This window comes from Rothia sp. HMSC072B04 (assembly GCF_001813725.1).
Taxonomy (GTDB): Bacteria; Actinomycetota; Actinomycetes; order Actinomycetales; family Micrococcaceae; genus Rothia; species Rothia mucilaginosa.
Map to the genome: position 1 here is coordinate 102,292 of NZ_KV813803.1, position 12,374 is coordinate 114,665.

7 protein-coding genes are annotated in these 12,374 nt (G+C 59.9%); 5 read left to right on the top strand and 2 right to left on the bottom strand.

The genetic code is table 11. The features are described 5' to 3' along the window. Positions 1-260 precede the first annotated feature (260 nt). Positions 261-1,835: a sensor histidine kinase gene (locus HMPREF2928_RS04875; protein WP_070687513.1), complete on the top strand. Its 1,575-nt coding sequence runs from the start codon at positions 261-263 to the stop codon at positions 1,833-1,835. A gap of 154 nt (positions 1,836-1,989) precedes the next feature. On the opposite strand, the gene HMPREF2928_RS04880 is transcribed toward HMPREF2928_RS04875, so the two are convergent. Next, positions 1,990-2,238: a WhiB family transcriptional regulator gene (locus HMPREF2928_RS04880; RefSeq protein WP_005505386.1), complete on the bottom strand. Its 249-nt coding sequence runs from the start codon at positions 2,236-2,238 to the stop codon at positions 1,990-1,992. Positions 2,239-2,710: 472 nt separating this feature from the next. Here HMPREF2928_RS04880 and HMPREF2928_RS04885 point away from each other — a divergent pair, with 472 nt between their 5' ends. Then, on the top strand, positions 2,711-3,151 hold the full coding sequence (locus tag HMPREF2928_RS04885; RefSeq protein WP_070687514.1) for an alpha-N-acetylglucosamine transferase: 441 nt from the start codon (positions 2,711-2,713) through the stop codon (positions 3,149-3,151). Positions 3,152-3,162: 11 nt separating this feature from the next. On the opposite strand, the gene HMPREF2928_RS04890 is transcribed toward HMPREF2928_RS04885, so the two are convergent. Continuing rightward, positions 3,163-7,653: an FtsK/SpoIIIE domain-containing protein gene (locus HMPREF2928_RS04890; protein WP_246823564.1), complete on the bottom strand. Its 4,491-nt coding sequence runs from the start codon at positions 7,651-7,653 to the stop codon at positions 3,163-3,165. Between the two features lie 644 nt (positions 7,654-8,297). On the opposite strand from HMPREF2928_RS04890, the gene glf reads away from it, so the two are divergent. The 3 genes from glf to HMPREF2928_RS04905 are packed head-to-tail and all read left to right on the top strand — an operon-like array spanning position 8,298 to position 12,372. Beyond that, positions 8,298-9,485: a UDP-galactopyranose mutase gene (gene glf / locus HMPREF2928_RS04895; protein ID WP_005508581.1), complete on the top strand. Its 1,188-nt coding sequence runs from the start codon at positions 8,298-8,300 to the stop codon at positions 9,483-9,485. 2 nt (positions 9,486-9,487) lie between these two features. Further along, positions 9,488-11,494, top strand: coding sequence for a glycosyltransferase (locus tag HMPREF2928_RS04900; protein WP_070687516.1), 2,007 nt, complete (start codon positions 9,488-9,490; stop codon positions 11,492-11,494). Further along, on the top strand, positions 11,491-12,372 hold the full coding sequence (locus HMPREF2928_RS04905) for an ABC transporter permease (RefSeq protein WP_005505397.1): 882 nt from the start codon (positions 11,491-11,493) through the stop codon (positions 12,370-12,372). Before HMPREF2928_RS04900 ends, HMPREF2928_RS04905 begins: the two co-directional genes overlap by 4 nt. Positions 12,373-12,374 lie beyond the last annotated feature (2 nt).

Genomic DNA, 12,374 nt, shown 5'->3' on the forward strand with positions numbered 1-12,374 from the left:
GTTTCTTCTAGGAACTGCAGAGCGCCGATACGCCGGGTTTTTGCGCCTTCACACGGGGGTCGAAACGGGGGAGTAGTGCGAATGCCTCACTGTACAACTGAGGGGTGCATCTCATTGCGCTGCGTCATATATGCGATTAAAAAGCGCGCTCCAAGAAATGCTCTGTAAACTATTCCACGTATTGTCGTTTGAATGGGATTTGCGGCGAACAAACCGTAAAATGGTTGAACACACCCGAACTTAGGGAAGCACACAAACATATGTCTTTTGCAGAAGGAATTATGAGCGCCTGCGACTTCGGTCCCGGCGACACTGAACGCGTTCACCTCATCATGGGCGAATGGCAGGTCATCTCTGACATCGCCCAGAGTGACCTGGTTCTATGGTTCCCCACCGACTACGTTGTTGCCGACGGCAGCTCCCCGGACGCCGTATCCGGTCCCAGCGTAACCAGTACTTTCCGTGCCTTCGCGCACGTGCGCCCCTCCAACGTCCGAACCCTCTTCCACCACGACATCATCGACCACGACATGGAAGACGGAATCCGCGACGAAGCATACCGCGTCTGGATTGACCAGAACATCAGCACCTACACCGACGAAGGAAGCGGTGAAGGCGTTGGTGCCCGCCCGCGCGTACACGTAACCTTCGTGCCTATCGTGCGCAACAACCGCACCATTGCGTTGCTGACCAGCCACAAGATTGCCACACCCAGTGGCTACCCCTCCATCAGCGACGAGGTCTACGAATATACTGCCGACACCATGCTCTCCATGGTGCACTCCGGCCTGTGGCCCGACCCCCTCGCCCAGGGAAACAACACCCAGGGCAACCCCCGCGTGATCGACGGCATTATTGTGCTTGACCCCGCCGGCCGCGTGGTGGTTGCCTCCCCGAATGCGAACTCCATGTACAACCGCATGGGCATGACCGGCTACCTCGAAAAGCAAAACCTTGCCGACGTCACCCGTGCGATGCTTCCTGCCGGTGAACAGGCAGACGAAACCCTGCAGCTGGTCCTTGCCGGTCGTAGCGACCTGCGCACCGAATTGGTTATTGCCCGTGCTCGCGTGACCATGCGATCCATCCCGCTGCTGGTGCAGAGGCGCGCCCGCATCGAGCGTGAGGGCGCCGTGATTCTCTGCCGTGACGTGACCGAGTTGCGCCGCCGCGAACTGGAACTTATGACCAAGGACGCGACTATCCGCGAAATCCACCACCGCGTGAAGAACAACCTGCAGACCGTGTCCGCTCTACTGCGCCTGCAGTCACGCCGTATGACCACTGATGAGGCACGTCAGGGCCTGGAGCAGGCGATGCGCCGCGTGGCAACGATCGCTACCGTGCACGAGGCGCTCTCGCAGGGCCTGACTCAGAACGTCGACTTTGATGAGCTGATTGAGCGTCAGTTCCACCTTGCCGCTGAGCTTGCTTCCCCCGGCCAGCACGTGTCTACCAAGCTGATTGGTTCCTTTGGGTCTTTGCCGAGCCAGTTCGCTACCCCTCTGGCACTGGTTATCAACGAGGTTGTCGCGAACGCTGTCGAGCACGGCCTGGACGGCGAGACCGGCACCGTGACTCTCGAGGGTATTCGCGGCACCAACGATGAGGGTGAGAACATCCTCACCGTCGTGATTACTGATGACGGTAAGGGCATGGGCGATAAGAAGATTGAAGAGTCCGGCCCGAACGCCTACCGCCCGGTGACCGGTAAGGAAGGCCTGGGCATGCAGATTGTGCGTACCCTGGTGGCGAGCGAGCTGAACGGCTCGATTCGCTGGGAGGCTAATGAACCGAAGGGCACCCGCGTGGTGATTACCGCGGTGCTCGTCTAAGCCCTTCTCGTATGACATGTAGAACTGCCGCCGCCCCGAGTACGGGGTGGCGGCAGTTTGCTGTCTAGATAGGTTCTGTATATGGCAAAAGCGTGGTGCAGTGACTTTATATCACTGCACCACGCTTTTGATGCCCTATTGAATACTCCGGAAGTTAGGATGCACGGCGGGCACGAGCTGCGCGACGCTTCATCGCACGACGCTCGTCTTCACTGGTGCCACCCCATACGCCGGAGTCCTGGCCGGTCTCGATGGCCCACTTCAGGCAGACGTCTACAACCTCGCAAGAGCGGCAGACAGTCTTAGCCTCTTCAATTTGCAACAGGGCAGGTCCGGTGTTTCCTACGGGGAAGAACAGCTCCGGATCCTTGTCCAAACAAGCTGCACGACTACGCCAATCCACGGTGGACCTCCTTCATGATTTACGGTCTCACGCGGTGGCAAGACACATCTATTTTCCTGTGCGCGTGTCAAATACATCCGCTGACGGGATGCTCACCCAGCGTTAGGGTGAAAATTGACTTATCAACTTTCGCATGTTGGAGCGGATGTGACAAGTACTTTTCTCTAAAAACTTCAGTATTACGCTGAGGTATCTATCACTTAGGCAAACCTTTGTCTAATTGAGGGGGCGGGGAATCGCATACTGACACACATATTCTGCGTCTCGTCTCATGGGTGAGACGTGGGCGGTTGGGTGAGCGGCACCTCAGGCATAATATAAAGCGGTACCTACCCCTGAAATGCCGCACCGACGACGAGGCGGTGAACCCGAGGCGAACCCGAGGCAGGGGAGTACCCACCCGCTAACGCACCAGCACATCGGGCTGAGTACATCCCGGTCTGCCGCCGACACTACCCATGAGGAGCCCACCGTGCCGTCACGCCCGTTCAACGTCATCTATGCATTCGCCCTGACCGAAACCTTCGCGGCATACATCCTGATTCGCGGCATCCTCTACCCCTTTATCATCAGCGGAATGTCTACTGCTCAGGCGATTGTGGGCGGCGTACTCCAGGTGCTCATTGCCGCGGGCATGACCTACTTTGGCCTGCGTTTCTACCGCGGCCGCTTCGGTTCGCGCCTGCCCATGATTCTGATTACCCTCTGCGCACTGTGGGTCACCGCAAGTACCCTCGTTATGAACGTGAGTGCTTACGGTCTGAACATTGGCCAGTCCATCACGATTGCGGGTGTTATTGGTGCGGCGGTTGCCTTCATCTTCGTGCTCATGCCCAGCAGTCGCCGCTATATTGAGGCGGTCACCGAGGCATCGGGCGAAGAAGCAGAGAAGTACAGCCGCCGACGCCGCTAAACCACTAAACCCTAGACCGCTACCGGCACCTTCTGCGTAGCTGTTACAGCCTGCGCTGCCGTGGTCAGAGCCAGGGGAACCTGCGCCGCGTACACGGAGGCTCCATCCACCACCACCAGGCGACCGGCGGGCTGCTCACCCTGCGTGAATCGATCCAGTGGTAGCGCGGTCACCGTGCACATGTCGGCATCCGCCAGGGATGCGGGTGCGAGTAGAAGCGCACGAGAGCATCCCATGAGCGCAGCCAGCAGGGGTGAGGAGGCGCGCCTCGGCCAGGGCGTGTAGGTGACCAGCATGGCGCGGAACTCGCCTCGACGCTCCAGAAGTAGCTGCTGAACGGCGGGCTGCAGGTACTGCAAATCATCAATGAGCACGAGCGTGCGCGCGGGGTTTGTCACCGAGTCCAGGAGCGCACGGGTACGCTCCACGCTCGGCGGCTCACCCGACGTGCCGCCAGAACCCGTGGTGCCGCCAGAACCCTCAAGGACGAGGGTCTCCAGCTGCGGGTTGAGCTGAGCAATGCTTTCCAACAGGGTACTTTTACCCGCAGACCGGGAACCCTGCACCGGAACTACCGCGCCAGCCGGGACGCTCATCCACACCGGCATCTGCCGGCGGTCAAATGCGACCAGCAGCTTAGCGCCCTGAGGATTGCAGGCGGCGTGGGCGGCGGTCACGTACTCGGTCGAGGGCATGCGATAGTACTCGGGGAACTGCCGCAGAAGAGTGCCGGGGCGAGTATTCGACCCGCTAGAAGCGCTCGCGGCGTTACCCCGCAGAACCTGAATCAGCTCCTGGAAACCCGCAACGCAGGGCGAAAGAATCGACGCGCTCAGCGGCTGATCCCCAATCAACTTCTCATTAATGGCACCCTCCACGCAGTAGTGGCTCTGCGCCGGGGTCGGGTAGTCCTTGCTCGTGGAACGCATCAGGTCGGCGTCTAAGAAGCGGCGGCTCAACAGCGTGGCATGTGCCGCTGCAGCGAAACGACCGCGCGGGTTCAACGCGGAGGTGAACACTACCGAATAGCCGCGACGGCACCCCTGCGAGAGTAGATCGTAGAGCAGGTTCTCCGTATCGGGTTGGCGGACCAGTGCCTCCAGCCAACTGTCCAGACCGTCCACGACAATGAGCGGGCGGGCGGAAGCCTCGGTGCCCCACAGGTTCGGGGTGCGCAGCTCCTCCAGGCAGAAACGCAGATGCGAAAGCTCCTGCGCACCCACGAGCGCCTCAAAGGTACCGGCGTAGGGCTCCAGGTCGCGGTAGAGCGCACCGTCAGAGGTCAGCAGAACAACCGGCGTGCGGGCGGCGAACGCCTGAGCTAAAAGCCCGTAGAGCATCGGGGCACGTTCGGCGCTCTGAGCCAACAGCGCCAGCGTCTGCTGACCCGACCAGCTGATCGGGCGGCGCACACCGTAGCGGGCAATCTCCAGCTCGCCCAGCAGATACCCCTCGGAAGCCGCGCCAGAGTCTGCGGGTTCCTGAGAATCTACAACCTGAGAGGTAGCCGCCGGGTCAATACCGTACGCTACAGGTTCGCTCACCGGCGCCTCCACCACGGGCAACTGGGTGCTCTCGGGAAGCTCCGGCGGAATCGGGCAGTACTCATCCTCAACTGCCGCATTCTTCTGAAGATTCTTCGGAGCGTACTCGCGTTCATAAAGCGCACGAATCTGCTGTGCCGAATGAATCAGCAGCTCATCCTCATTGCCGCCCAACGTCTGAACGGCAGAAACGGCAGTCAGCTCACGCCAGCCGCCTTCCTCAAGACCCAGCACCTGCACCGGACGAGCATCGCTGTTCGAAGGGACCGCATCCACCAGCGGGGCGCGGAACGGCAGGGAACGACCATCCGGCAGGCGCACATACCCGGCACCCGGATGTGCCGCCGAAATATACGCCGCAGACTCATGCTCCAGCAGGTTATAGGAATCCTGTGCGCTCGCCACACGCAAGCAGATACTCGTGGCAATATTGGCGCGAATATCCTGTGAAATAGCACCCTGCGGACGCTGAGTCGCCAACACCAAGTGCAGACCCAGTGAGCGACCAATCGTGGCAATGCGCATCAGCTCAGCCATAGCGTCCGGCATGGAATCGATGAGCATGCGGAACTCATCCACCACGATCAGCAGCTCGGGATAGCGCGGAGTCGTAATCGCAGCCTGGCAGGATGCCAGGTAGTCGCGGTAGGAGTTCACGCCGAGCGCCTGCAGATCCACCTCGCGGCGGTGAATATCTGCGCGCAAAAATTCGAGCGCACGCTCCACCGCGGACATATCAAAATTGCTCAACACGCTGAGCGCATGCGGCAACTGAGCCAAAGGACCCAAACCAGCCGAGCCCTTGAAATCTACCAGAATCAGGCCGAGGCGCTCGGGCGGGTAACGTAGCGCAGCGCTGAGCACCAGCGAACGCAGCAGCTGCGACTTACCGGCACCCGTCGTGCCACCGAGTAGCCAGTGCGGGCCGTGCTCAGACAGACCAATATTCAGCGATCCACCCGAAGAAACACCCAGGTAGCAGCGAATATCGGAGGCGTAACGCTGAGCGGACCAGCGCTGCAGAACGGACTCCACCGCCATGTCATCGGTGCGGTTCTTCTGTCGCGCGCTCTGTGCCTGCAGGGAAGAGAATAGATGCGCCGACTGGTGCACCTGCGCCTCACCGAGCGCGCCCTGCTCCTGCTCGCATCCGGTGCGGTACAGGTTCTCAAGAGCGGCACAGAACGCCTCAACGCTGAGCCCGTCGGCGTGCTGGCACAGACCCTCACACGCCAGCGGATGCACCTGGTAGACACCCTCGGTGGGCTGCACCGGAGGCGCCGCATAACCCTGCGCGCGGTAACGAATACTCTGACGGTGGCTACCCTCACTCGCGCACTCAACCCAGGCGGCGCCAAAAAGCGCACCGGGTGCATGGGTGGAACTATCACCCTCAGCGTTGCCCAGCACGCAGAGCGCCGGGGCGTTCATCTTCTGCTCACGCGGGGAAGCGAATGCACGGGACTGCGAAGCCTCCGCGACTGCCCCAGAGTTCAGCGCGGTCAGCAGGGGAGCGTAGACAGGGCTCGCCTGCAGGGGCATGAGAATCAGCGGCGGAACCGAAAGCTCCGACTGCAAGCTGCTCTGCAGGGCCTGCAGATACTTCTCCTGCTGCGCGCCCGGCAGACAATGCACGCTCACGCCCGGCACCACAGCCAGAGTCTGCAAGAGACTATTGGTGCGCTGCTGATCAGCGCTCTCAGTGCCAGCCAGCAGAACGTGCACCGAACCCGGATAACCCGCCACCAGCTGCACCAGGTAGGCGCGCAGATGCGCCTCCTCCAGATTCAGGTAGTGACCGAGAGTCGGGGTGGGTAGCGGCAGATAGTGGGGCGCATCCTGCTTTTCCAGAGCGCCCAGCGGGAGGTTGCGGCCGCGCAGGTAGGGATGGCGGGGACCGCACCCGAGCACAATAGCCGGGTAGGCGGCATCATGCAGGGCAGAGGGGCCCGAAATCGCCAGGTCGCCCGCGGTCGGCAGGGCGAGGGCACGTTCCTTTTCTTGCAACGCCGCCTGATGAGTTTGCTGCGATGCGGCACGGTTCTCCGCCCGACCGCCAAAGAAATGCAGAAGCATCAGCAGCGAAGACGCTGCAGACATCAGCAGAAGGAACCACATACCGGTCACCAGCGCAATGATTAGACCCACCACGATCGGCAGGCACACGCTCAACAGAATCTGCTTGAGCTTACGCGGCGCGGGAGGGTTCACCACCACCGGCTCAAAGGGGTTTCCTGCATCGCCCAGGGGAGCGAGCATCTGCACGGGCTCGCCAGAGGTCGTGGCAGGCGTGCTCGCCTTTTCTACGGTGTGTTCGCCGTCTGCGCTGGGGGAGGTGAGCATGCAGAGTGAGGAGCCGAGACGGAAAGGCTCATCCCAGAGCAGGATGCGCGGCTCGGCGCTCTGCATCTTCTTACCGCCCTGTGCGTTCTCGCTGCCCTCGCTTGCGGCGGGGCGTTTCTCGACCCAGCGGATGCCGGAGCTATCGGCGTAGAAGCTGCCGTGCACTGGCTTGAGGAAGGGGTCCTGCAGGTGAATGTGGTGCGACTGTTCTCCTCCACGGGCAGGTAGTGCCGCCCTGCCGAGGCTGGTGCGGCCGCGGCTGATGGGGAAGGTTACGCCCGCGTCGGGTCCGCGCAGAATGTGCAGGATGCTGACGGCGGGCGCGCCCGGAGTTTGAGATTCGTTCGGGATGTGGCTGTTTGGCGCATTCGAGGCGCCGGCGGGGTTCTTATCGTGCGCGGGGAGTAGCTGGAACGTCGTCTCCTGTGCCTGAGTGTGCGCGCCGGGTGCAGGGTGATGTAGAGCTTCGTTGAGTGCCTGCTCTAGAGCCTGCTGGTGTGCGCTATCGGGGTGCAGCTGTATTCCGGTGGGTGCCGCCTCGCCGTCGAGTCGGAGTACGCGGGGGTAGGGGAGCGCGTCGGTGGTGTTGTGGTGGTCGAGAAAGAAGAGAGTCATACCCTCAGAAAACATTAAAAAGCATTAAAGCTCAATAAATTATCTGTACATAAATTAACATGTTCGTATTTTTTGAATTTTTCGCCCCGTTTTTCGAAAAACTGTGGATAACTCACCGACATACTGCCCAGATTGCCGCTCGAAAGCCCGGCAGTGCACCCGCTGAAACATCCATGCTTGACCCTGCTCGCGCATCCTCATTGACGCCCTTAGAAGACTCCGATATCCGAATTGGGTCACGGCTTTGTCCCGTCGATCGTTTGGTGGTTCAGCAAAATCGCGATCGCTATTCACGATGAATATTTACCCGTAAACCAACTTTCCTCGCCGTTGGTGGAACGTCAAAGTCTGCAGAAAAAGGAACTCGCTCAGACCCGCTTGACCTCGGGGTTCGTGAAGAATATTCACTTGGGGAAAGAGTGTGCGAACAATAGTCCAAAAGCCACTAAAAACACGTCATAAGTATGCGTGAGGCATGATAAACGGGTATCTTAGATTATGACTATATCCATCATGGGTGGGGCTTTTTGCCCCTACCCGTGCGGATTGCGGCGCGACTGAGAACCCTCGGATGTGTCCAATCTGGTAGGTGAATACCGCCCTCTCAGAAGCGGCGGTGCGCCGTGATAATACAGGAGAAAACATTGACCGCTGACCTCGTAGTAGTCGGTTCGGGCCTCTTTGGTCTGACCATCGCAGAACAGGCTGCCACTGAGCTGGGCCTGAAGGTTGCCCTGCTGGACCGCCGTTCCCACATCGGTGGTAACGCATACAGCGAGAAGGAGAAGCAGACCGGTATCGAGGTGCACCGCTACGGTGCGCACCTGTTCCACACCTCCAACGAGCGTGTCTGGGAGTACGTGAACCGTTTCACCGAGTTCACCAACTACGTACACCGCGTGTACACCCGCCACAACGGCATTGTCTACCCCATGCCGATTAACCTGGGTACCATCAACCAGTTCTTCAACGCAGCTTACTCTCCCGCAGAGGCAAAGGCGCTTATCGCTGAGCAGGCTGGCGAGCTGGCTGGTACCGACCCGCAGAACCTGAACGATAAGGGTATCTCCCTGATTGGTCGCCCCCTGTACGAGGCGTTCATCAAGCACTACACCGCTAAGCAGTGGCAGACCCCGCCGGAAGAGCTGCCCGCATCCATCATTTCCCGCCTGCCGGTTCGCTACAACTACGACAACCGCTACTTCAACGACAAGTACGAGGGTCTGCCCGTTGACGGCTACGCAGCATGGCTGGAGCGTATGGCGGCGCACCCGAACATTGAGGTGCACCTGAACACTGACTTCTTCGAGCCCGGTCACCAGTACTCTCGCGAGAACGTCCTGGGTCAGATTCCCGTGGTCTACACCGGCCCGGTTGACCGCTACTTCGACTACGCTGAGGGTGACCTGTCCTGGCGTACCATCGACCTGGAAGAAGAAGTCCTTCCGATTGAGGACTTCCAGGGCTGCTCCGTGATGAACTACCCCGATGCTGATGTTCCCTTCACCCGCATCCACGAGTTCCGTCACTTCCACCCCGAGCGTGACTACACCAAGGACGCAACCGTCATCATGCGCGAGTACTCTCGCTTCGCGAACAAGGGCGACGAGCCGTACTACCCGGTCAACACCTCCGTGGACCGTGAGAAGCTGCTGGCGTACCGCGACCTGGCTAAGGGTGAGAACAACGTGCTGTTCGGTGGCCGCCTGGGTACCTACAAGTACCTGGATATGCACATGGCTATCGGTGCTGCACTGTCCATGTTCGACAACAAGATCCGCCCGCACTTCGCTAACGGTGCGAAGATCGAGTCCGGTGGTGTTGACGCATAACCATGGCTGATAAGACTTTGAAGAACCTGCAGCGGGTTATTTTCCCGAGCGCGGTTGAGACTGACGTCGTGCCCCTGTACGTGGACGCGAGTGTCGCAACCGGCGTTCAGTTGCCCACCCGTATTGACGGCGACGCTTCCACCTCCATTGCGGAGGCGATGAACACCTCCGGTCAGTCTGTATCGAACGCTAGCGCGAACCGTGATGCCGCGAACAGCCTGAACAGCCGCCGCTCCATCACCGTGAACGCGGGCCAGAGCCTGTCTTTCGGTACGTACTTCAACGCGTTCCCCGCCTCGTACTGGCGCCGCTGGACTGACCTGCAGAAGGTCGTGCTGAGCGTTCAGACTCGCGGCGAGGGCATGGTCATTGTGTACAAGTCCAACGGCCGTGGCGTGATTCAGCGCGTGGATGCGAAGCTGCTCTCCGGCGAGGAAACCAACACCTTCACGCTGCCCCTGGCACCGTTCGGTGACGGCGGCTGGTACTGGTTCGACCTGGCTGGCACCACCGACCTTGAGCTGGTTGAAGCGAACTGGCTGGGCGACATTGAGCCCCGCGCAGACGTGAAGGCTGGTCAGGCGACTGTGCAGATTACCACCATGAACAAGGTGGAGTACTGCATTAACAACATTCGTGCTCTGGGTGAGAGCCCCGAGATTTTCGATGCTGTGCACGAGTTCCTGATTGTGGATCAGGGCACCCAGAAGGTGCAGGATCACGAGGACTTCGAAGAGGTCGTCAAGCCTCTTTCCGGTAAGTTCCGCATCATTAACCAGGGCAACCTGGGTGGTTCCGGTGGCTTCTCGCGCGGCATGTTTGAGGCTGTCAACAACGGCTCCGATTACGTGCTGCTGCTCGATGACGATGTCATCGTTGAGCCCGAGTCGATTCTGCGTATGGTGACCTTCGCGAACTACTGCAAGGAACCCACCATCGTGGGTGCGCACATGTTCGACATGTTCGACCGCTCGGTCCTGCATGCGTTCGGTGAGGTCGTTGACCCGTGGCGTAACTTCTACGCTAAGCCGCACGAAGACATGGCTATGGGTCACAACCTGGGCCACCACAATCTGCGTAACACCCCGTGGCTGCACCGCCGCGTGGACGTGGACTACAACGGCTGGTGGATGTGCCTCATCCCGACCGCCGTCATCAAGGAAATCGGTCTGTCCCTGCCTCTGTTCCTGAAGTGGGATGACGCTGAGTACGGTCTGCGCGCTAAGGCCGCGGGCTTCGCTACCGTGTCCTTCCCCGGTGCGGGCGTGTGGCACGTTTCCTGGACTGATAAGGATGACTCGGTCGGCTGGCAGGCGTACTACCACGAGCGCAACCGCCTCATTACGGCGCTGCTGCACTCGCCCTTCGATAAGGGTGGCCGCGTGCTGCTGGAGTCCCTGTTCTTGGACGTCAAGCACACCCTGTCCATGCAGTACTACACTGAGGCTGGCCGCCTGATGGCGCTGGAGGATCTACTCTCCGGCCCCGATCACCTGCACCCCTCGCTCTCGCAGCGTCTGCCGGTGATTCGTGCGATGGCTAAGGAGTACCCGGAGTCTCAGGTGAAGCCGAATGTGGATGACTTCCCGGCTATTCAGACGAAGAAGCCTCCGTTCCGTGGCCGTCGTTCCTTCGCGTCCCCCGGTTACAAGAAGCTTGCTTCCTGGACCGCGAAGACTGTTGCTCGTCAGCTGTTCAAGCCGGTGAGCGAAGAGGCGAAGGCTCACCCGCAGATTCAGCTGAACTACGGTGAGACCAACTGGTGGACCCTGTCGAAGTTCGATTCGGCTCTGGCGACTAACGCTGAGGGTACCGGCCTGTTCTGGTACCGCCGCGACCCCGAGCAGTTGAAGTCGAAGCTGGCTCAGGCAGCTAAGCTGCACGTCCAGCTGGTGACCGGCTGGGAGCAGCTGCGTGAGCAGTACCGTTCGAAGGCTGCAGAGGTTGCGTCCTACGATGCGTGGGCTAAGACCTTTGCTGAGCATACGGATTCTGAGCTGACCCGATGAGCGATTTGAAGTCTGTTCCCCTGAAGGCGCCCGGTCGCGGCCGCGGCATTCTGGATGCGATGAAGAATCGCTACCTGCTTCGACTTCTGGTCGATAAGGAAATCCAGGTCCGCTACCGCGGCTCGGTGCTGGGTATTCTGTGGTCCTACATTAAGCCGGGTGTGCAGTTCCTGGTGTTCTACATTGCCATGGGTCTTTTCCTTGGCCTGGAACGCGGTATGCACAACTACGCTGTGTATCTTTTCTCGGGCATGATTGCTATTAACTTCTTCTCGGAGGGGTTCGGCAATGGTGCTCGCGCCATGGTGGTTAACAGTGCTCTGATTCGCAAGATTTACCTGCCGCGTGAGCTGTTCTCGCTGTCTACGGTGTGGGTGGCTCTGGTGCATTTTGTGCCGCAGATTGTGGTCATGCTCCTGGCGTGCTTTGCGGTGGGCTGGCATCCGTCCTTGTTGGCTTTTGAGTCGATTCTGGCGGGCATGCTCATCGTGATGCTGCTGTCCTATGGTCTGGGTCTGATTTTCGGTGTGGCTAACGTGTTCTTCCGAGATTCGGAGAACATCGTGGACATGCTGCTGATGGTGGCTACCTGGTTCTCGCCGGTGCTGTACTCCTGGACCATGGTGCGTGACACCCTGTACCCGTGGGTGTTCAACGTGTTCATGATTAACCCGCTGACCGTTGCGGTGGAGCTGTTCCACTATGGCTTCTGGCATCCGACGCTCCGTCCTGAGGATTTGGCGCTTCCTGCTTCGCAGGTGGTTCCGCATCTCTTCAGCTTCTGGACTCCGATTGCCATTGGTATTTCTCTGCTGACCGTTTTGATTGGTGATTTGCTCTTCCGTAAGTTTGAGGGCAACTTCGCCCAGGAGCTCTGATT